Consider the following 18,853-nt stretch of genomic DNA (forward strand, 5'->3'; position numbering starts at 1 on the left):
TAGAGCGGCGTGAGGTTATCGAAATTGACCCGGTGACGCACGGCGTCGGGATCGTCGTAATTGATTTGCGTGACCTTGGTCAGCGCGAAATAGCGTTCGCCATCCTTGGGCGCGCGGATCTCGCCTTCGACCGTGTCGCCGGTGCGCAGGCCGAAGCGGCGCACGACGTTCGGCGCGACGTAAATATCGTCCGGCCCGGCGAGGTAATTGGCCTCCGGCGAGCGGAGGAATCCGAAGCCGTCGTTGAGGACTTCGATGGTCCCCTGGCCGTTGATCTCGGCGCCGCTCTCGGCCCGGACCTTGAGGATGGAGAACATCAGGTCCTGCTTGCGCATCGTCGATGCGCCCTCGATCCCCATCTCCTCGGCTTGCGCAACGAGGTCGGCAGGAGATTTCTGCTTGAGGTCCTTGAGATGCATTTATTCTGTCTTTCGGTGTAATTTGTGATTGAAAATCAATGTCGTGCGACAGGACGTCGCAGAATAGGAATGGGCGCACCGGCGAAAGAGGAGAGTCGGGCCGATGCAGCCGTCTTGGGAACTCGCTTAAGACCCGCTGTAGCGGGAAGTCAACGCCCGTTAAAAGGGCCTAACAATCACGAGCACGACGATCAGCGCGGTGAGAATCCCCGGCAGCTCGTTCATCATGCGCAGCTTCTTGTCGTCGAGTTCGCGATGGCCGGCTGCCAGCTTCCTGCCATAAGAACCGATCCAGCCCTGATAAGCCGTCAGCAGCAGCACCAGCGCCAGCTTGGCGGTAAACCAGTACTGGCCCCAGATATTGAGGTGGACCGCCAGCATCAGGCCGAGCAGCCACACCAGCAGCATTGCCGGCGCCAGGATCACTGTGCGGGCCTTGTCCTCCCGCTCGATCCAGGCGCGGTCCTCGGCCGAACCGGGCGTCGTCGCCTGGTGGTGGATGTAATAGCGCGGAACGATAAACAGTCCGGCGATCCAGAAGATGACAAAGGTTAGGTGGGCCGCCTTGACCCATGGATAGGCCGCGCCGAGGAAACCCTGATATTGGCTGAGCATCCCCGTTAGCCCTTCACCAGCCCAACCAGCTGCTCGACATGCTCGATCGGCGTCGTCTGCTGGATCCCGTGGCCCAGGTTGAAGATGTGGGGACGGTTCCCCAGCGCGTCAAGGATGCGCCGCACCTCCCGCTCCAATTGCTCGCCGCCGGCAATCAGCGCCAGCGGGTCGAGGTTGCCCTGGACTGGCAGCCCCGCGGGCAGCTCGCGCGCCGCCCAGGCGGGGTCGACCGTCTCGTCGAGCCCGACCGCATCGACCCCGGTCTCCGCCGCATAGGCGCGAAGCTTGCCGCCGGCGCCCTTCGGAAAGCCGATGATCGGCGTATCCGGATGGCGTGCCTTGAGCTCGCCCACGATCCAGGCGGTGCGGGCGATGACGAAGCGCTCGAACTGCGCCGGCGACAGGCTGCCCGCCCAGCTGTCGAACAATTGTATCGCATCGACACCCGCTTCGATCTGGCGCGACAGATAGTCGACGGTGATGTGCGCGACACTATCGAGGATCGCGTCCATCTTGCCGGGGTCGGCATAGCCAAGCTGCCGCGCCTCGGCCTGCTCGCGGCTGCCCTGGCCGGCAATCATGTAGGTCGCGACCGTCCACGGCGAGCCGGCGAAGCCGAGGAAGGTCGTTTCCGGCCTGAGCTCGGCCTTCACCAGCCGGACCGTCTCGTAGATCGGCTCGAGCCGCTCCATCGCCGGCCGCAGATCGTCAAGCCCTGCTTCGGCCAGCCGCGGCGCGAGACGCGGGCCTTCGCCGGCCACAAAAGTGAGGTCCATCCCCATCGCGTGCGGCACGACCAAAATGTCGGAGAAGAGGATCGCACCGTCGAACGCGAACCGCCTGAGCGGCTGCAGCGTGATTTCGGCAGCGGCCTCGGGATCATAGGCCAGTTCGAGGAAGCCGCCCTTGGTTGCCCTCAATTCGCGATATTCGGGCAGATAGCGGCCGGCCTGGCGCATTAGCCACATTGGCGGCGGATCGCGCCGCTCGCCCTTCAGGACGGCCAGCAGGGGCTTGTCGCCAAGGTCATGCGCTTTGTCAGGCAAGGCCGAGGCCACCCTCTTTCTCCCTTATATATTTAAATAGTAGATTGATGATGATGATGGGGCGTTGGCAGCCGGATTTAAGCGCGCCTCCCGACTTTGCCAACAGGGAGGCAGGTAGCGCGACTCATCGGAGATGCGCGAGTCGCGCCCGGACTCTCCCATGATTCACAGGCTGTGGACGGTAATTTTCCCCTGTGGACCGAGTCTGGAATCCCGTTCGGGCGGATTTTGGCCGATCGCGGGCATTGGGTGATTCCCGCCTTCGCGCTAGGACGATACAGCGGTTTTTCCACAGACTTTTCCCCCGGGGACCTATGTCGTTGATATTGGCCAGTAACAGCCAGATCCGCCGGACGATGCTTGAGCAGGCCGGAGTGGGGTTCAACGTCCGCTCACCCGATTTCGATGAGGCTGCGGTAAAGGCCGGGCCGGACCTGGGCGGCGAACAACTTGCCCGGCGATTGGCGGAGAGCAAGGCCGCTTCAATTGCGGCGGACGACTGCGATTGGGTGATCGGCAGCGACAGCACGGTAACCGTCAACGGACAGCGCTATTCCAAGCCACGCGACCGCGAGGAGGCTGCGACCCATCTTCGCGCTTTTTCCGGACAAATCATGGAGTTGGCCAGCGCGGTTGCCCTGGCAAATCGTGGCCGGATCGACTGGAGCTATGCCGAGACCGCGCGCCTGAAGGTCCGCCCGCTGTCCGAGGAATTCATCCAATCCTATCTCAACCAGGAGTGGCCGGAGGTCGGCTATTGCGTTGGTGTGTTCCGGATGGAGGGCCGCGGCGTGGCCCTGTTCGAGCGGGTCGAAGGAAGCCATTTCACGATCCTCGGCATGCCGCTCCTGCCGCTGCTCGGCGCGCTCCGGGAACGCGGGATCATCGCTTCATGACCAGGCCCTATGCCGAGGTGATTGGCGATCCGGTCGACCATAGCCTGTCGCCGGCGATCCACAGCTTCTGGCTGAAGGCGCTGGACATCGACGCGAGCTACGGACGCCGCCGCGTCTCGCGCGCTGACCTACCTGGCTATCTCGCCGAGAAACGCATCGACCCGGCGTGGCGCGGCGCCAATGTCACCATGCCCCTGAAGCTCGACGCCGTGTCGCTGGCCGACAGTGCATCGGACCGCGCGGTCGCGGCTGGCGCGGCCAATTTGCTGATGATGCGCGAAGGCCGGCTGGCCGCCGCCAATACCGATGTCGGTGCGATCGACGTGCTGCTGGTCAAGCTGCACGAGGCCAAGGTGCGAATGGGCAGCGTCACCCTGCTCGGCAACGGCGGCGCGGCCCGGGCGGCGCTGGTTGCGCTGAAGCTGCTGGGTATCACCAACGTCCGCGTCCAGGCGCGCCACGTAGCCGAGGCGCGCAAGCTGGCGGTGGAGTTCGGCCTGATGACGGCGCCGGCCTTGTTTACCGAGCCGATCGTCAGCGACGGGCTGATCAATGCCACGCCGCTTGGCATGCCCGGCCGCGACTGCCTCAATTGCGACCTTCAGCATATGCCGGCCGGCGGCTGGGTCTTCGACATGACTTACGGACCTAACGAATCTCCACTGATCACCGCGGCGCGCCAGGCCGGTCTGCACGCGGTGGACGGCCTCCAGATGCTGGTCGAGCAGGCGGCCTCCAGCTTCGAACTTTTCTTCGGCCAGAAGCCGCCGCGTGACCGCGACGGGGAACTCTGGCAGGTGCCGCACCAATGATCACGCTGGCACTCACCGGATCGATCGGCATGGGCAAGTCGACCGTGGCCGCAATGTTTGCCGAAGCCGGCATTCCGACCTTCGACGCCGATGCCGCGGTCCGCCAGTTGCAGGGACCGGGCGGCCGGCTGGTGCCGATGATCGAGGCGCGCTTCCCCAACACCACGCGCGATGGCGCGGTCGATCGCGATGCCTTGTCGGCGGCGGTGCTTGGTGACCGCGACGAACTCGCCGCGCTCGAGGCGATTGTCCATCCGGCGGTCCATCACGAGCGCACCCGCTTCATCGTCGAACATGGCGATGCACCGGCATTACTGTTCGATATCCCATTGTTGTTCGAAACCGGCGGCAATGAAGCGTTCGACAAGGTGATCGTCGTCTCCGCTTCGCCCGAACTGCAGCGCCAGCGGGTATTGGAACGGCCGGGCATGACGATGGAAAAGTTCGAACAGATTCTCGCCCGCCAGATCCCGGACGAAGAGAAGCGCGAACGCGCCGACTTCGTGGTCGATACCTCGGGCACGCTGGATGAAACCCGCGCCCAGGTGATCAACATCCTGACTTGTCTCGGCCTCGCGACGGGTGTTTAAGGAAGCCATGCGCGAAATTGTCTTCGACACGGAGACCACGGGCCTGTCGCCCGCGGGCGGTGACCGCATGGTCGAAATCGGCTGCATCGAAATGATCGGCCGGGTCGAGACCGGGCGCCACTTCCATTGTTATTTCAATCCCGACCGGCCGATGCCGAGCGAGGCCGAAGCGGTCCATGGCCTCAGCGATATTTTCCTGTCGGACAAGCCGCGTTTTGCCGACAAGGCCGAAGAGCTGCTCGAATTCATCGGCGATGCGCCGCTGGTGGCGCACAATGCCGGGTTCGATTTCGGTTTCCTCAATCACGAACTCGAACAATGCGGTCGAATGGCAGTCTCGATGAGCCGGATGGTCGATACGCTGGTGCTCGCCCGCTCCCGCCACCCGGGCGCCAAGCACAGCCTCGATGCCTTGTGCACGCGCTTCGGCGTCGATCGTTCGCAGCGGGTCAAGCATGGCGCCCTGCTCGACGCGCAGTTGCTGGCGCAGGTCTATATCGAGCTGACCGGCGGACGGCAGATCGGGCTCGGCCTGGTCGCCGCGGCGCCATCGGCGGCCGGTGAGCCACTGGCCACTGCCGAAACTGTCAATCGACCGGTGCGCGAGGCGCGGCCACATGCCGCCGCACCGGAGGAAGTGGCGCGGCATCGCGCCTTTGTGGCCAGGATCGTCAATCCCTTGTGGGATCGTTTCTTCGCTCCCACTTCGGAACGCGGCGCCGCCTGACTCCGTTGGCGTTACGCCGTGATGGAGATGAAAGGAGAGGCATGATGGACATTCGGGTCGCGGGTCACCAGGTCGCAACCGGAGAGTCGCTGCGTTCCCATGTCTCCAACCGGCTGTCGGCCATCGCCGACCGCTATTTCTCCCGCGCCGTCGCCGCCAACGTGACCTTCGGTCGGGGGCCTTACGAGGATTTCACCTGCGACATCGTCGCCCCGGTCAACCAGGGTGTGGTACTGAAGTCGTCCAATCGCGCCGACGACGCGCATGTCGCGTTCGATGGCGCGGCCGACAAAATCGAACGCCAGCTGAAGCGCTACATGGACCGGCTGCGCGATCGGCGCGGCGAGCCCGATGGCGGTGAAATCGAAGAGAGCGCCGCCTACACCATCTTCGCCGGCCCGACCAACGAGGAGGAGCCGCTGCCGCCGGCTCCGGCGATCGTCGCCGAGACCAAGGTCGACATTCCCGAAGCCAGTGTCTCCGACGCGGTGATGATGCTCGATTTGCGCAACACCAACGCGCTGATGTTTCGCAACCCGAACAGCGGCCAATACAACATGGTCTATCGCCGGGATGACGGAACCATCGGCTGGGTCGAACCCTCATCGAAGTGACAAGGCGGCAAAGCGCGGCTAACGGCGCTTTCAAGACCCTTGTTCGCGCGTAGCCGCCTGTCCTGGATGAATTGCGATGCAGCTTTCCGAATTTCTCGACTTTGAAGCAATCCGCGTCGACCTGGCGGCGGGCAACAAGCGCCAGCTATTGAACCAGCTTTCGCAGATTGCGGCGGCGCGGCTTTCGCTGGAGCCTTCGCAGATCGCCGACGCGATCGCGGAGCGCGAACGGCTGGGGTCGACAGGGTTCGGCGGCGGGGTCGCCTTTCCCCATGGCAAGCTGGCCGGCATCGACCGGGTCTATGCGCTGGTTGTCCGGCTCGCGGCGCCGGTCGACTACAAGGCGATCGACGGCGCGCCGGTTGACCTTGTGTTCCTGTTGCTGTCGCCGCCCGATGCCGGGGCCGAACATCTGAAGGCGCTGGCCGCGGTCAGCCGGCTGATGCGCCATGCCGGCATCGTCGAGAAGCTGCGCGGCGCCCGGAGCCGCGATGCTATGGCGGCGGTGCTGATGGGCGCCGAGGAGCGGGATGCGGCCTGACGCCCTGCTGGCGGGGGAGCAGGCGCACTTGCGGGCGCTGGAATCGCTCTACAACAGCGCACCCATCAACCGCCTGTTCGAATCGCGTCTCACTTTGCCCGACGCAGGCAAGAGCGAGATCAGGTTTGCCGTCGCGCCGGACAGCTTCCATGCCGCCGGGGCCGCGCATGGCACGCTCTATTTCAAGATGCTCGACGATGCTGCTTTCTATGCCTGCAACGGGCTGGTCAGCGATCGCTTCCTGCTGACCACCGCCTTCAACCTCCATTTCACCAAGCCGATGCGCGACGGCGAGGCGCGCGCCGAAGGCCGCTGGATTTCAGGCAAGCGGCGGGTGTTTGTCGCCGAAGCCAGGATCGTCGACAGCGAAGGCGAGGAATGCGCCCGCGGCACCGGCACTTTCATGCGATCGCACATCGCCTTGTCGGGCCTCGACGGATACCGGTTTGGCTGAACGGCTGCCGGCCCGTCTCGAAGCGGCTGCCCTGCTTCGCCAGGCCGAGGCGGAAGGGGGCTTCGGCACGGTTCTGAAGCGCGGCGACCCCGATCGCGGAGCGCTGGTCCTGATGATCTCGGGCCGTGGCGTCCACAACGCCTGCCTCGAACGAACACTGACCCTTGCCGGCAGATATGGTTGGCAACGGGTCGGTCCGGAAGCTGGCGCGGATGGCCCAGCATTGGCGGAATGGAGCCAAAAACGCGTCCGCTTCGATGAAGATCTCTGGTTAATTGAACTGGATATCCCGGACCCGGAACGGTTCATCGCTGAAACGACCGCTCAAGGTTGACCCCGGGGAACCAATCCTAAATCAGGTCCCGGACATCAATGCGGGGGGCATCCGCTTATCGGCCTGTAAGCCGTTTCTAAGGATGCCACGCAGTCGGGGAATCACCCTCGGCGAGCGAAGCCTTCGGGCAGCTCACCAAGCGGCCGGTTCACCGCCCAAGTGACGGTTTTCATGATTGTGCCTTTTCGTTCCACCATCTTGGTGATCGCCGCCCTGACCGCATCGTCGGTCGCCCCGGCCCAGGTTAAGCCGGCCGCCGAGCCGCTGATCGCCGATGGTAGCAATGAATTACCGGTGGCCTCCGCCATCGCCCCGCTTCCGGTCGAGGAAGCAATCGATCCCCTCGCGCCGGTCGCCGACGATCAGGACGAGGCTCCCGACGTCGCCGCCGTTGAAGGCGAATCGCTGGCCCAGTCGGTTGCGCGGCTGCGCGATACCGAAGCTGGCAGCCGCGAACTCGAGTGCCTCGCCGGCGCCATCTATTTCGAATCCAAGAGCGAGAGCCTGACCGGCCAGCTGGCCGTCGGCCACGTCATTGCCAACCGCGCTGCATCGGGCCGTTTCCCGTCAAGCTATTGCGGCGTGGTCTACCAGCGCAGCCAGTTCAGCTTCGTGCGCGGCCATGCGATGCCCTACATCCCGCGCGCCAGCCAGGACTGGAGGGATGCCGTGGCGATCGCCAGGATTGTCGACCAGAAACTGCAACCCTCGCCGATGGGGAAAGCCCTCTATTTTCATGCCCGCCGGGTTTCGCCGGGCTGGCGGATGGCGCGCATCGGCACACTTGGTAATCACGTTTTCTACCGTTGATTGATCGTTCCTGACTTGAGAGGCCGCCTTCACGGCGGTCTCTTTTTGTTCTACGGATTGGCCATGGCGTCCAGTCCGATTCCCGATTGCTTCATCGACGGTCCGCCGATCGCGGCGGAAGTGGCGCGCGGGGTCACCCGCCTGTTCTGCCGGCACGATTTGTTCGCGATGTGCGAGGTGCCCTTGCCCAATGGTCGCCGCGCCGACCTGATGGCCGTCGGGCCCAAGGGCGAACTGACCATCGTCGAGATCAAGGTCAGCAAGGCCGACCTGCTCGGCGACCAGAAATGGACCGACTATCTCGACTATTGCGACCGCTTCTTCTGGGCGGTGCCACATGTGCTCGCCCAGCTACTCGAGGAAGACCGGTTCCTGCCTGGCGAGGCGGGGCTGCTGATCGCCGACCGCTATGATGCCGTCGTCATGCGCGAGCCATCGACCCGTTTGTTGGCGCCTGCCCGGCGCAAAGCGGAAACGCTACGCTTCGCCCGGCGCGCCGCCCGGCGGCTGTCGGCGCAGATTGACCCTACGCTGGGCGAATCGCTCTAATTGACCGAGGGACCGGCGGCCTGTTTCTTGGTCGATTTGACGGTCTCGATCAGCTTCAGCAGCTGGGGATTGCGGGTGTCGCGCTTGGCATAGTCGCGCGCGCTAAGGCCCGCGGCATGATCGCCCTTGTCGGGATTGGCGCCGGCCTTCAGCAATATTTCGACAATCCGCGGCTGGCGTTGCTGGACGGCGATAATCAGCGGCGTTTCGCCGCGCCGGTTGGGCGCGTCGACCTTGGCGCCCAGCTGGACCATCCAGGTCGCCGCTTCTTCGAAGCCAATGCGCGAGGCGATGATCAGCGCCGTGTCGCCATTGGCGTCGCCGATGTTGGGATCCGCGCCCTTCTTGAGCAGATAGCCGACCCAATCGAGCTCACGCTTGCGGACCGCGACATGCAGGGCCGTATCGCCCTTGTAGTTCTTGTAGTTTGCCACGCGCGACCCGGCCTGTTCGATCAGCGGAATCGCCGCGTTGTTGTCGCCCTTTTCAATCGCCTCGATGAACGCTTCGCCGTCGGAGTGATTGACGCCGAATCCACCGGCAATCTGCCCAGTGGCCGGGATCGCGGCCGCGGCCAGTACCAATGCCAAACCCGCCTTCAACAACCCCCGCATCTCAATGTCCTTCGTATGGGAAGCGCCTTGATCTGGCCGCCTTGGCGGACCAAGTGTGACCTATCCATGAATAGCGCAAGTGCCTTTTGGGAAAAGCCTTTGTCCTCGCTCGACCGCGGCGAGTGGGAAGCCTTGTGTGACGGCTGCGGCCGCTGTTGCCTGCACAAGCTGGAAGATGAAGAAACCGGGCAGCTGTTCCCGACCAACGTCGCCTGCAAGTTGCTCGACCGCCGCACCGGGCAGTGCACCGACTACCCCAATCGCAAGAAGCTGGTCGACGATTGCGTCAAGCTCGACCCAAACAAGCTTGACGAACTGGAATGGCTGCCGTCGACCTGCGCTTACCGGCTGCGCTGGGAGGGCAAGCCCTTGCCCGACTGGCATTACCTGATTTCCGGCAGCCGCGAGACGGTGCATGAGGCCGGCCAGTCGACCCGCGGCTGGACGGTCAGCGAGGTCGATGCCGGCGAGCTGGAATGGCACCTTGTCGACCGGCCGCTCTGAGCCGCTTTCCCTGGCCGGCCTGGCCTGGCCGATCGAGCTTCGTCCCCACCCGCGTGCGCGAGCGATGCGGCTGCGGCTCGACGAGGCCCGCGATCGGCTCATCCTGACTTTTCCGCGGCGCATGAGCCGCCGAACGGCGCTGGACTGGGCGCAAAGCCAAGGCGAGTGGGTCGAGCGGCAGCTGGCCATGGTCCAGCCGGGAGAACCATTCGTGCCTGGCGCGGCCATTCCGCTCGAAGGCCGCACGATCCGGCTGGAGTGGCAGGAGCGTTGGCCTCGTCGTCCCGAAATCATCGATGAAGCTCTGCGCTGTGGCGGTCCGCGCGAGGCATTCGCCGGCCGGATCGAGCGCTTCCTGCGCGCATTGGCGCGAGCACGGCTCAGCGACGCAACCGCCGACCATGCTTCCCGCGCCGGCGTTGCGGTCAAATCGGTTGCCGTCGGCAATGCTTCCAGCCGCTGGGGCAGCTGCTCGTCGGATGGTTCAATTCGCTATAATTGGCGACTGATTCTCGCCCCGCCGCACCTGCTCTCATGGGTGGTTGCGCATGAGGTGGCACACCGTGTCCACATGGATCACGGACCCGGGTTCAAGGCGCTGGAGGCGAGGCTGTTCGACGGCAATGTCGCTGCCGCGCGGGCCGAACTCCGGGCGTTAGGGCCGCGGCTGAAGCGGGTCGGTCGCGGGCTGTGACGGCTGCTGCTGCGGCTGCCGCGGCGGCGCTCGCGGCGAAGGCTGTGGCCGGTTCTCCGGATTGCGCTTGAGCACTTCGTCGAGCCATTGCTGGTCGGCCTGGGTTCCGTCCTGCGGCTGTGCCTGTTGGTCGGGCGCCAACGGATCGCGCGGCTGGGTCCCGATCGGCATGCCATTTTCGTCAACTAGCGGCGCTGTTTGCTCCATGTTGAAGCCATAGCTTTCCTCGTCGGGCTCTAATTGCCAGTCGGGGATCGGCGCCTGCGTCTCGAACTGCTCGACCGGGCGCTTGGCCACCGCCACCTTCATGAAGGCGGCAAAGGCGCGTGCCGGCGCGGTTCCGCCCTGCAGTCCGGCGACCGTCTTGGCATCGTCGCGGCCCATCCACACCCCGGTGGTAAGCCCGCTCGAAAAGCCGACGAACCAGCCGTCCTTGTTTGACGAGGTGGTGCCGGTCTTGCCTGCCACCGGGCGGCCGATCTGCGCCGCCCGGCCGGTGCCGGACAGCACTGCGGATTGCAGCAGGTCGGTCATTTCCGCCGCGACATAAGGCGCGACCAGGACACGATCCTCATTTGCCTGGTGCTGGTAAAGCAGCCGCCCGTCGGCAGTGACCACCTTCCTGATCGCGTAGGGCATGACGCCGACGCCGCGGTTCTGCACGGCGGCGAAGGCGCGGGTCATGTCGATCAGCCGCACGTCGCTGGTCCCCAGGACCATCGACGGGAAGGTCGAGATCTTGCCCGAGATGCCGAAGCGGTGGGCCATGTTGGCAATGGTGTCGAAGCCCAGCGAATCGCCGATTTGCGCGCTGATGGTGTTGATCGAACGGGAAAAGGCTTCGCGTAAGGACACCGGTCCGGCGAATGTGCGGGTCGAGTTGCGCGGGGTCCAGCCATCGATCGTCACCGGCTTGTCGACCACCATGTCGCTCGGCTTCATGCCCGACTCGAGCGCGGACAGATAGACGAACAGCTTGAACGCCGATCCCGGCTGGCGCTCGGCCTGGGTCGCGCGGTTGTAGATCGAATCGACATAGTTGCGGCCGCCGACCATCGCCCGCACCGCGCCGTCGCGGTCGATCGCCACCAGCGCGCCCTGGGTTCCCGGCGGGCTGTTGCCGTTGATCGCGGCGTCGGCGGCACTCTGCATGCCGGGGTCAAGCGTGGTGAATACGTCGATCGGGTCGCTGGTCTCGTCGATCAGCGTGTCGAGCTGGGGCAGCGCCCAGTCGGTGAAATAGCGGACGCTGTTCTGTTTCGACGCCGGCTGCACCTTGACCTCGGCCGGATGGGCGGCGACTGCCTCGCCGGCCGGCAGGAAGCCGTTTTCGACCATCGAGTTGATGACCACGCTGGCGCGGCCACGCGCCGCCTGGACGTCGGCGGTCGGTGAATAATTGGACGGCGCCTTGACCAGCCCGGCAATGATCGCCGCTTCGCCGAGGTTGAGCCGTTCCGCGCCATGGCCGAAGAAGGTCCGGCTGGCGGCGTCGATGCCATAGGCGCCGCCGCCGAAATAGACGCGGTTGAGGTAAAGCTCGAGGATCTGGTCCTTGGTGAACTTGCGCTCCAGCGCCAGCGCCAGCACCGCTTCCTTAATCTTCCGCCCAAACGTGCGGCTGTTGGTGAGGAAGATGTTGCGCGCCAATTGCTGGGTGATGGTCGAACCGCCCTGGCGCCAGCGGCCGCTTTCCGCGCGCACCTTGAACGACCGGGCAACGCCGATTGGGTCGACGCCGATATGGCTGCGGAAGCGCTTGTCCTCGACTGCGATCATCGCCGCGCGCATCGTCGGCGGGATCTCGTCATACCTCAGCCAGCGTCCGAAGCTCGGGCCGAGTGAGACCAGCAACGTGCCGTCATTGGCGCGGACCCGGACCATCTGGCCAAGGTCGGAGCGCTTGCTGAGCTGCTCATAGTCGGGGAGCTGGGTCATCGCCACGGCGACCGCCACGACCAGGCCGATGAGGCCGAGGACGGCGGCAACAGCGGCCCATTTCAGGCCGGAGACGAACATGCCCTTGGCGCGGGACGGAGAGGATGAGGCCATTGGCGTTGAGTTCCTATTGGCTTCCTCGGGTTCCGACAAGCGCGGGCAACCCGCGCCGAAGCCTTCACTCCGCAATGAAGGATGAAGGCGCCATTAACCTTGTTTCAACATCGCTCTTCTAGCGTCACTCGCATGACGGGCCGCTCCTATGCCCATTTCATACTGGCGCTGACCGGCGCCATGGCCTTCACCACGCCTGCAGCTTCGCAGGACGTGACGGCTCCGTGCAGCCTGTGCACACCGGCCCCGACGGCGACCGGCGAAACGCCGGCTGCTCCGGTCAAGCTCGATGTCGAGGTCAATCTCGACTTCGACCGGCTGGTCCTGACCGGCAGCGGTGACGGCAGCGCCGAGCTGCGTCCGGATGGCGCGCGCAACGTCACCGGCTCGATCGCCTCGATCAGCGCCCGGGCGATGGTCGGCGAAGTCGTGATTCGCGGCGAGCCCAATCGCTATGTCCGGATCGACCTGCCGCGCCGAATCGAGCTGCAAGGCTATTCCGGCGGCGTCATCCGGCTCGAATCGCTCCGTTCCGACCTACCGCAAATGCCGCGCCTCGACGCCAACGGCCGGCTCAAGTTCCGCCTCGGCGGGGTGCTTCACCTGACCGGAGACGTCAGCGGCGAGTTCCGCGGCGATGTCACGGTCGACGTCGATTATCTGTAGCGCGCCGCCAGTTCCGGTCCAAAGCGGCGCAATAGTTAACAGCGCGGAAACCATAAGATTGAGCAAAGCCGAAAGCCGTTAAGGTTAATGAGGGCGTCACGGATGGACGGTCTTGCTCGGCCAGCCGCCATGTTTTCGAATCAAGTGGGGAATACATCATGACCAAGTTCATTCGTCTGGCGGCCCTGGCCGCCGTCGCCACGATTGCCGCGACGCCGGCCGTGGCTGCTCCGGTGCCCGCGACCCCGGTCGCCAAGGCCCGCGTAATCATCGTCAAGCCGCTGACGCTGGCCGCGACCCGCGACCTGCACTTCGGCACCATCGTCGTCACCGGCGACGACACCGTCTCGATCAGCCAGGCCGGCACCGTCACCTGCGGCGCCGCCGCCAACGTGACCTGCGACACGACCGGCGCCCAGTCGGCTTCGTTCCATGTCACCGGCTCGAACAACCAGCTGGTGAAGATCACGGTCGCGGGCTCGAACCTCGCCAACGGCGCGTCGACGCTGGCCTTCACGCCGAGCGCTCCGGCCAATGTCACCCTGCCCAACTCGGGCGCGGCCGGCGCCGACTTCAATGTCGGCGGCAGCGTTGCCGTGCTGGCTTCGGCCCCGGGCGGCCTCTACGTCGGCGACATCAACGTCACCGTCGATTATTGATTATTGGTAGGTGAAGCGCCCGTTGTATCGGGCGCTTTGGACGGGGGGCTGCCGAGCGATCGGCGGCCCCCATTTTCTTGTGGCACGGTTTCTCGGCATGGTTAGCCGAATAATAACCATTTTGGGGCCATCTTCCTCCTGACCGTTTCGGAGGAAATTTGATGGCCAGCCTGTTCTCACGTCCAATCGCCAAATTCGCGCTGGTTGCGCCCCTGTTGCTGGCCGCGCCGGCGGCGCGGGCCGGGGTCGGCGATTTGCTGGTCGCGCCGACCCGCGTCGTGCTCGACGGTCGCCGCGGCGCCGAGGTGATCCTCAACAATATCGGCGACGATGTCGCCACCTACCGCGTCACCGCCGAGCTCCGCCGCATGACGCCGGAGGGCAATCTGGTCGATGTCACCGAGCCTAACGCCGGCGAGAAGGCGGCGCAGGAGATGCTGCTCTACGCGCCGCGGCGGATCACCCTGCCGCCCAACCAGCCGCAGGCGATCCGCCTGTCGGCGCGGGCGCCGGAAGGCCTGCCGGACGGCGAATATCGCGTGCACATGCTGTTTCGCGCGGTGCCGCCGCCCCGGCCGCAGGTCGCGCCGGAGAAGATCGAGGGCGTCGCCTTCCAGCTGCGCCCGATTTACGGCGTGACCATTCCGGTCATCATCCGCCTGGGCCATCTCGAGGCCAAGGCGGCGATCGCCAACGTCCACAAGGTCATGGCCGACGGCAAGCCGGCAATTTCGCTCGATATCAGCCGCAACGGCGATCGCTCGACATTCGGCGCGGTCAAGGTGTTCAAGGCCGGCGTCGCCGACCCCATCGCCATGGTCAACGGCATCGCCGTCTATACCGAAGTCGGCAAGCGCTCGGTGACCATCCCGATCGACCCGGCCCAGGCCGCCAACGCCAATGGCCAGGTCACCGTGCAGTACGTCGAACCGACCGATACCGGCCCGGTAACGCTCGCCGAAACCTCCGCGGTACTGCGCTAGGCGGCAGGCGGGGGGCGGGAATCTTCGCGGTGAGGCGGTTAATCCGCTGGAAACGCGGCGTTTTAGCGTCGTGGGCGCTGGCCTTGGCCGGCGCGGCTGCGGCGTGGGCGGCCAGCCCGGTCGGCCCCGCCTGGACCGCCGATCCCGACGAACAATTCCTGCTCGACGTCAACATCCGCCAGCTTCGCCTCGGCGACGGCGTTCGCGCCTACAATACGCCCGAAGGCACTTGCGTGGTGTTCGGCGACTTCCTCACCACGCTCGACCTGCCGATGAAGATCGACCTTGCCGCCAAGCGGGCCTCGGGCTGGGCCTTCCGCGAGGACAACAAGATCGACATCGACCAGGCGGCGGGCAGCGTCCGCTTCGGTGACAAACAGGAAAAGCTGGCCGAGGGCACGATCCGCGAAACCCCCGAGGGTTGGTGCGTCGACAGCGCCGCGCTCGGTCGCTGGTTCAAGATCGGAGTCAAGCCGGTCACCCAGGGCTCGGTGCTGATGCTCGAATCCGAGGCGAAACTGCCGGTCGAGCTGGCCCGCGAGCGCCAGCAGCGCGCGGCGCGCCTGCGCCCGGCGTCGATGCCGCTCGAAGGCCTGCCCCAGGTCAAGCTGCCCTATCGGATGTGGCGCGCCCCCGCGCTCGACTTCATCGTCCATGCCGGTGCCACCTACCAGGCGTCGACCGGATTCAGGGTCGATCGCCACGCCTCGGTCCAGGCGGCTGGCGAAATTGCCCGGCTGTCCTACGATTCGATGCTGACGACCGACCAGAAGGGGCGTCCCGAATCGCTGCGCATCAAGGCCTACCGCTCGGATCCCGACGGCGGGCTGCTTGGACCGCTCGACGCTACCCATTTCGCGGTCGGTGACGTCCAAACCCTGTCGCACCGGCTGGTTCCGGGCTCCAACGGCCGCGGCGTTGAAGTCACCAATCGTCCCCTGTTCAATCCGGTGGCGTTCGACCGCACCCGGTTCGAGGGCGATTTGCCCACCGGATGGGATGCGGAGCTTTATCGCAACGGAGAATTACTTGCATTAAGCCATTCGACCGGCTCGCAGCGTTATACGTTCGAGGATGTCGCGCTGCTCTATGGCGACAACCGGTTCGAAATCGTCCTTTACGGGCCGCAAGGGCAACGGCGCAGCCGGCTGGAGACGATCAATGTTGGCCAGACTCAGGTTCCGGCCGGCAAGACCTGGTATTGGGCCGGGATCAGCCAGCCGGGGCGCAACTTGCTCGGCAATTTCGTTGGTCGCGACGATGGCGGAGGGCTGACGTTCCCCAACCAGACGACCGACTTTACCCGCCCGAAGCTGCAAGCGGCGGTGCAGGTTGAACATGGCTTGAGCAAGCGCACCTCGCTCGGGGTGCTTGCTGCTATGTTGTTGGCCGACAACGAGAAACTGACCTTCGTTGAGGGCTCGGTGCGCCAGTCGGTCGGCACGTCCCTGCTCGAGGCGGCGGTAGCGCGCGACAGTCGCGGCGGGGTCGCCGGGCGCTTTGCCGCCGTAGCGCAGTTCGGCTCGGTCAACGTCAGCGCCGATGCGCTCATCGCCAATGACTTCGTTGTCAACGGCGAGCGCGAGAAGCGCTATCGCGAAGGCCGGCTGTCGCTCGACGCGCCGTTCAAGCTTGGCCACCAGACCATTGCCGCCCATGGCGATGTTCGCCTGGTCGATCGCGGCGGGGACAGCCGCACCCTCAACGCGCTTGGCCGATTGTCGACCAATATCAATGGCTTCAACCTGACCACCCTGGTCGACTGGCAGCACCGCCTGGGCAGAACTGCCTCCTATGACGATGATCGGCTCGAACTTGGCGTGCTCGGCACCGGTCATGTCAAAAGCGTGCGCCTGCGCGGCGAGGCGCGCTGGGAGGTCAGCCCGCAAAGCCGCTTCCGAAGCGCCGAACTCAGCGCCTATTGGTCGGCCTCCGACAAGGCCGACTGGGAAGGCGCGCTCGGCTATGATGCCAACGCCAGGCGCGGCCATGCGCGCATCTCGCATATCCGCCGATTCAGCACGATGGCTGCCGCCGCGTCACTCGAAGCCGGCACCGACGGCAGCTTCGCGGCCGGCATCAACCTCAATTTCTCGCTCGATTCCGCCGCCGGCGGCTTCAAATTGACCAACCAGCGGCTGGCCTCGACCGGAATCGTCGAGGCGCGGGTCTATCGCGACAATAATGACAATGGCGTGCGCGACCCATCCGAGCCGTGGGAATCCGGCGCGACCATCACCACCGGCCAGCGCGTTTCCGAGGAGGCCACCGACAAACAGGGCATGGTCCGGGTCGGCGGCCTGCAGCCGTTCCAGCCGATCGCGGTCGGAATCGATACGTCGAGCCTCGAAGATCCGTCGCTGGCGCCGAAAAAGGCGCTGCAGGTGGTGGTGCCGCGGCCAGGCGTCGCCACCAAGATCGAAATCGGCCTGGTCGGCTCGGGCGATATCGAGGGCATGCTCGTGCAAAGCGATGGCCGCGGCTTCGAGGGCCTCGACATCGAGCTGCTCGACGCGACCGGCAAGGTCGTGGCGTCAGGGCGCAGCGATTATGACGGCTTCTTCCTGTTCGATCGTATCCCATACGGCCGCTACGGCCTGCGCCTGACCAGCGAATCCGCCCACGCCGCCGGCGTCAGTTCCGCGATCGACCGCACGGTCGAGATCAGCGCCGAGAAGTCGGTCGTCCGCATGGGGGCGATCCGCATCACGAAAGCGCCCCAGATGGCTTTGTCGACCAGCGGCGCTAGCGGACTGCAGACCCCGCATTAACCATAAGTCGTCCAAGACGACTTTTGGATTCTTCCAGAATATCAGTGACATGAGCATGAAAACCAAATCTGTCTCCCAGACAGATTTGGTTTTCATGCTGGTGCGGTCGAGAAGACTCGAACTTCCACGGGCTTTCGCCCACAACGACCTCAACGTTGCGCGTCTACCAGTTCCGCCACGACCGCACTCGTGAAAAAAGCAGCGCGTCCTTGACGGGGCGCTGCCCTGGGTAGGGCGCGGCCTCTAGCAAAGCGGAACCATGCTGGCAACGGCCATCGACCGCCTGACGTCCGGCCCATTTCGGGACAGAGGGTAAACAAGCCGCTAACCATGTTGTGCGCCTTGGGTTATGACCCCGTCCATGGTCGGCGCATTCATCCTATTGGCTGCGGTTTCCGCTTCGCCGGCGTTGGCGCCGGCGCAAGCGCCGACGTTCCGACCGGCCGCGACGGCCACGGCTCATGCCACCGCCCGGATCATGGTCATTAACGGTGCGAAGTTCGGCCAGGATTACGCCGAAGTTCCGGCCAGCGCGGCCCGCCGATCGGCCCGGCTGACCGACTACGACGGCCAGATTAGATTAGCAGAACTGCTGGAATTTCAATAGCTTAATTGCCAACTCGGCCTAGGGTTACGGTCAGTTCGTCACCGCCCTTGGGAACGTCGATCTCGGCGCTGTTGAAGCTTGCGCTACTGCGTGGCGGCAAGACACGGGCCGGCGGCGGAATGGTCCATCGATGGACAAGCGCTTTGGTTTCTTTGTTCCGCAGTTCCGCCAGGATCGGCGGCACCGGCTGCTCGCTGTCGGTATTGTTGATCACCCGCCCGCTGATCGCGACCAATTCATTACCGCTGGCCAGCGTCTGGCGGTCCGGATTGGTAATCATCAACTTCAAAGGGGTGGCACCCGCCTGGTCGATACCGGCTCTGGCCTTCCATTCGGTTGGCGCCAGGAACCAGAATGCGACGGCGGCAGCGATGATCAGCGCCAATAGGCCAACAATCAGTGGCCAGCGCCGGCGCGGCGCCAGCTCCTCCTCGATCGGCGCATAGCTGGCGAATTCCTCTTCCGCCACGGCGGCCGGCTCGTCGAAAGCAGCCGGACCATCGTCTTCTGTCAAAACCGGTTGCTCGGCGAACTCGGCCATCGGTTCTTCGGCAATGGGCGCATGTTCGGCGACCGGCTCGGTCCGCCGCCATTCATCCGCTACCGCCGGGGCTTCCTCCATCGACACTTCGTCGGCCGGAGAAGGCTCGATCGGCGCATCCGCTGGCGGATCGCCCCATCCGCCTCCGAACTGAGCGCCGACCTCCGGCTGCGGTTCGCCGGCGATCATGTCTTCTTCGACGGCATGGGCGGGGGCTTCGGCCAGCGGTTGTTCGACGCTCGCGTCCGCCGGTTCGGGCGGTCCGCCGAAATCGACCGCGACCGACTCCGCCTCGATCACCGCCCCTTCCTGGTCCTGGTGCCAGCTATGCTTGCAGGAGGCACAGCGCACCTGG

At 65.1% G+C, this 18,853-nt stretch carries 23 protein-coding genes and 1 tRNA gene; 17 read left to right on the top strand and 7 right to left on the bottom strand.

Going from position 1 to position 18,853, the window contains the following annotated elements:
- The 3 genes from Q0C64_RS09405 to hemE all read right to left on the bottom strand — a co-directional run.
- A partial coding sequence (locus tag Q0C64_RS09405; protein ID WP_294123094.1) for a Rho termination factor N-terminal domain-containing protein occupies positions 1 to 419 on the bottom strand: 419 nt, incomplete at its 3' end.
- 159 nt (positions 420 to 578) lie between these two features.
- The gene (locus Q0C64_RS09410; protein WP_294123096.1) at positions 579 to 1,034 is read right to left on the bottom strand and encodes a CopD family protein; all 456 of its coding nucleotides are present in this window, start codon (positions 1,032 to 1,034) and stop codon (positions 579 to 581) included.
- Positions 1,035 to 1,039: 5 nt separating this feature from the next.
- Entirely contained in the window at positions 1,040 to 2,080 is a 1,041-nt protein-coding gene (hemE, locus tag Q0C64_RS09415) for a uroporphyrinogen decarboxylase (RefSeq protein ID WP_294123098.1), read from the bottom strand.
- 314 nt (positions 2,081 to 2,394) lie between these two features.
- Between hemE and Q0C64_RS09420 the strand changes: the two genes are divergently transcribed.
- From Q0C64_RS09420 to Q0C64_RS09465, 10 genes are all read left to right on the top strand, one after another.
- Positions 2,395 to 2,976 carry a Maf family protein gene (locus Q0C64_RS09420; protein WP_294123101.1) on the top strand — a complete coding sequence of 194 codons (582 nt, stop codon included), beginning with the start codon at positions 2,395 to 2,397 and terminating at the stop codon, positions 2,974 to 2,976.
- Entirely contained in the window at positions 2,973 to 3,788 is an 816-nt protein-coding gene (locus tag Q0C64_RS09425; protein WP_294123104.1) for a shikimate dehydrogenase, read from the top strand. The genes Q0C64_RS09420 and Q0C64_RS09425 overlap by 4 nt, the downstream gene beginning before the upstream one ends.
- Positions 3,785 to 4,378, top strand: a complete 594-nt coding sequence (gene coaE / locus Q0C64_RS09430; protein WP_294123107.1) for a dephospho-CoA kinase — start codon at positions 3,785 to 3,787, stop codon at positions 4,376 to 4,378. Before Q0C64_RS09425 ends, coaE begins: the two co-directional genes overlap by 4 nt.
- A 7-nt stretch (positions 4,379 to 4,385) precedes the next feature.
- Entirely contained in the window at positions 4,386 to 5,105 is a 720-nt protein-coding gene (gene dnaQ, locus Q0C64_RS09435) for a DNA polymerase III subunit epsilon (protein ID WP_294123109.1), read from the top strand.
- 44 nt (positions 5,106 to 5,149) lie between these two features.
- Entirely contained in the window at positions 5,150 to 5,719 is a 570-nt protein-coding gene (gene raiA, locus Q0C64_RS09440) for a ribosome-associated translation inhibitor RaiA (RefSeq protein ID WP_294123146.1), read from the top strand.
- A 76-nt stretch (positions 5,720 to 5,795) separates the two neighbouring features.
- The gene (locus tag Q0C64_RS09445; protein WP_294123112.1) at positions 5,796 to 6,260 is read left to right on the top strand and encodes a PTS sugar transporter subunit IIA; all 465 of its coding nucleotides are present in this window, start codon (positions 5,796 to 5,798) and stop codon (positions 6,258 to 6,260) included.
- Entirely contained in the window at positions 6,250 to 6,714 is a 465-nt protein-coding gene (locus Q0C64_RS09450; protein ID WP_294123115.1) for a PaaI family thioesterase, read from the top strand. The genes Q0C64_RS09445 and Q0C64_RS09450 overlap by 11 nt, the downstream gene beginning before the upstream one ends.
- A complete protein-coding gene (locus tag Q0C64_RS09455) occupies positions 6,707 to 7,048 on the top strand; it encodes a DUF1491 family protein (protein WP_294123117.1) in 342 nt (113 codons plus the stop codon). Before Q0C64_RS09450 ends, Q0C64_RS09455 begins: the two co-directional genes overlap by 8 nt.
- Positions 7,049 to 7,249: 201 nt before the next feature.
- On the top strand, positions 7,250 to 7,858 hold the full coding sequence (locus Q0C64_RS09460) for a cell wall hydrolase (RefSeq protein ID WP_294123120.1): 609 nt from the start codon (positions 7,250 to 7,252) through the stop codon (positions 7,856 to 7,858).
- 63 nt (positions 7,859 to 7,921) lie between these two features.
- Positions 7,922 to 8,407: an MmcB family DNA repair protein gene (locus Q0C64_RS09465; protein ID WP_294123123.1), complete on the top strand. Its 486-nt coding sequence runs from the start codon at positions 7,922 to 7,924 to the stop codon at positions 8,405 to 8,407.
- On the opposite strand, the gene Q0C64_RS09470 is transcribed toward Q0C64_RS09465, so the two are convergent.
- Positions 8,404 to 9,021 (bottom strand): ankyrin repeat domain-containing protein, encoded by a 618-nt coding sequence (locus Q0C64_RS09470; RefSeq protein WP_294123126.1) that lies wholly within the window; start codon positions 9,019 to 9,021, stop codon positions 8,404 to 8,406. The two genes, Q0C64_RS09465 and Q0C64_RS09470, sit on opposite strands and share 4 nt — an antisense overlap.
- A gap of 66 nt (positions 9,022 to 9,087) precedes the next feature.
- Here Q0C64_RS09470 and Q0C64_RS09475 point away from each other — a divergent pair, with 66 nt between their 5' ends.
- Complete coding sequence (locus Q0C64_RS09475; protein WP_294123128.1) at positions 9,088 to 9,525, top strand: YcgN family cysteine cluster protein; 438 nt, start codon at positions 9,088 to 9,090, stop codon at positions 9,523 to 9,525.
- Positions 9,482 to 10,219, top strand: coding sequence for a SprT family zinc-dependent metalloprotease (locus Q0C64_RS09480; protein ID WP_294123130.1), 738 nt, complete (start codon positions 9,482 to 9,484; stop codon positions 10,217 to 10,219). The genes Q0C64_RS09475 and Q0C64_RS09480 overlap by 44 nt, the downstream gene beginning before the upstream one ends.
- Here the strand turns inward: Q0C64_RS09480 and Q0C64_RS09485 are convergent.
- Positions 10,181 to 12,238 carry a PBP1A family penicillin-binding protein gene (locus Q0C64_RS09485; protein WP_294123147.1) on the bottom strand — a complete coding sequence of 686 codons (2,058 nt, stop codon included), beginning with the start codon at positions 12,236 to 12,238 and terminating at the stop codon, positions 10,181 to 10,183. The two genes, Q0C64_RS09480 and Q0C64_RS09485, sit on opposite strands and share 39 nt — an antisense overlap.
- A 165-nt stretch (positions 12,239 to 12,403) precedes the next feature.
- Here Q0C64_RS09485 and Q0C64_RS09490 point away from each other — a divergent pair, with 165 nt between their 5' ends.
- The 4 genes from Q0C64_RS09490 (at position 12,404) to Q0C64_RS09505 (ending at position 17,350) form a co-directional block, all read left to right on the top strand.
- A complete protein-coding gene (locus tag Q0C64_RS09490; RefSeq protein ID WP_294123131.1) occupies positions 12,404 to 12,937 on the top strand; it encodes a DUF4402 domain-containing protein in 534 nt (177 codons plus the stop codon).
- Between the two features lie 158 nt (positions 12,938 to 13,095).
- Complete coding sequence (locus Q0C64_RS09495; protein WP_294123133.1) at positions 13,096 to 13,596, top strand: DUF4402 domain-containing protein; 501 nt, start codon at positions 13,096 to 13,098, stop codon at positions 13,594 to 13,596.
- Between the two features lie 161 nt (positions 13,597 to 13,757).
- Positions 13,758 to 14,579, top strand: coding sequence for a molecular chaperone (locus Q0C64_RS09500; RefSeq protein ID WP_294123136.1), 822 nt, complete (start codon positions 13,758 to 13,760; stop codon positions 14,577 to 14,579).
- Positions 14,580 to 14,662: 83 nt separating this feature from the next.
- Positions 14,663 to 17,350, top strand: coding sequence for a hypothetical protein (locus tag Q0C64_RS09505; protein ID WP_294123138.1), 2,688 nt, complete (start codon positions 14,663 to 14,665; stop codon positions 17,348 to 17,350).
- Positions 17,351 to 17,448: 98 nt separating this feature from the next.
- On the opposite strand, the gene Q0C64_RS09510 is transcribed toward Q0C64_RS09505, so the two are convergent.
- Positions 17,449 to 17,535 (bottom strand) — tRNA-Leu (locus tag Q0C64_RS09510).
- 176 nt (positions 17,536 to 17,711) lie between these two features.
- Between Q0C64_RS09510 and Q0C64_RS09515 the strand changes: the two genes are divergently transcribed.
- On the top strand, positions 17,712 to 17,957 hold the full coding sequence (locus Q0C64_RS09515; protein WP_294123141.1) for a hypothetical protein: 246 nt from the start codon (positions 17,712 to 17,714) through the stop codon (positions 17,955 to 17,957).
- A gap of 1 nt (position 17,958) precedes the next feature.
- Here the strand turns inward: Q0C64_RS09515 and Q0C64_RS09520 are convergent.
- A partial coding sequence (locus Q0C64_RS09520; protein ID WP_294123143.1) for a hypothetical protein occupies positions 17,959 to 18,853 on the bottom strand: 895 nt, incomplete at its 5' end.

Origin of the sequence: Sphingomonas sp. (genome assembly GCF_023266535.1) — a bacterium.
Classification (GTDB): Bacteria; Pseudomonadota; Alphaproteobacteria; order Sphingomonadales; family Sphingomonadaceae; genus Sphingomicrobium.

What these genes read in the sequence shown, in the direction of transcription:
- dnaQ (WP_294123109.1), top strand. Translation starts at nt 4,386, where the DNA reads ATGCGCGAAATTGTCTTCGACACGGAGACCACGGGCCTGTCGCCCGCG.
- Q0C64_RS09465 (WP_294123123.1), top strand. Translation starts at nt 7,922, where the DNA reads ATGGCGTCCAGTCCGATTCCCGATTGCTTCATCGACGGTCCGCCGATC.
- Q0C64_RS09445 (WP_294123112.1), top strand. Translation starts at nt 5,796, where the DNA reads ATGCAGCTTTCCGAATTTCTCGACTTTGAAGCAATCCGCGTCGACCTG.
- Q0C64_RS09425 (WP_294123104.1), top strand. Translation starts at nt 2,973, where the DNA reads ATGACCAGGCCCTATGCCGAGGTGATTGGCGATCCGGTCGACCATAGC.
- Q0C64_RS09480 (WP_294123130.1), top strand. Translation starts at nt 9,482, where the DNA reads ATGCCGGCGAGCTGGAATGGCACCTTGTCGACCGGCCGCTCTGAGCCG.
- raiA (WP_294123146.1), top strand. Translation starts at nt 5,150, where the DNA reads ATGGACATTCGGGTCGCGGGTCACCAGGTCGCAACCGGAGAGTCGCTG.
- Q0C64_RS09515 (WP_294123141.1), top strand. Translation starts at nt 17,712, where the DNA reads ATGGTCGGCGCATTCATCCTATTGGCTGCGGTTTCCGCTTCGCCGGCG.
- Q0C64_RS09450 (WP_294123115.1), top strand. Translation starts at nt 6,250, where the DNA reads ATGCGGCCTGACGCCCTGCTGGCGGGGGAGCAGGCGCACTTGCGGGCG.
- Q0C64_RS09420 (WP_294123101.1), top strand. Translation starts at nt 2,395, where the DNA reads ATGTCGTTGATATTGGCCAGTAACAGCCAGATCCGCCGGACGATGCTT.
- Q0C64_RS09500 (WP_294123136.1), top strand. Translation starts at nt 13,758, where the DNA reads ATGGCCAGCCTGTTCTCACGTCCAATCGCCAAATTCGCGCTGGTTGCG.
- Q0C64_RS09475 (WP_294123128.1), top strand. Translation starts at nt 9,088, where the DNA reads ATGAATAGCGCAAGTGCCTTTTGGGAAAAGCCTTTGTCCTCGCTCGAC.
- Q0C64_RS09495 (WP_294123133.1), top strand. Translation starts at nt 13,096, where the DNA reads ATGACCAAGTTCATTCGTCTGGCGGCCCTGGCCGCCGTCGCCACGATT.
- Q0C64_RS09470 (WP_294123126.1), bottom strand. Translation starts at nt 9,021, where the DNA reads ATGCGGGGGTTGTTGAAGGCGGGTTTGGCATTGGTACTGGCCGCGGCC.
- Q0C64_RS09410 (WP_294123096.1), bottom strand. Translation starts at nt 1,034, where the DNA reads ATGCTCAGCCAATATCAGGGTTTCCTCGGCGCGGCCTATCCATGGGTC.
- Q0C64_RS09485 (WP_294123147.1), bottom strand. Translation starts at nt 12,238, where the DNA reads ATGTTCGTCTCCGGCCTGAAATGGGCCGCTGTTGCCGCCGTCCTCGGC.
- coaE (WP_294123107.1), top strand. Translation starts at nt 3,785, where the DNA reads ATGATCACGCTGGCACTCACCGGATCGATCGGCATGGGCAAGTCGACC.
- Q0C64_RS09490 (WP_294123131.1), top strand. Translation starts at nt 12,404, where the DNA reads ATGACGGGCCGCTCCTATGCCCATTTCATACTGGCGCTGACCGGCGCC.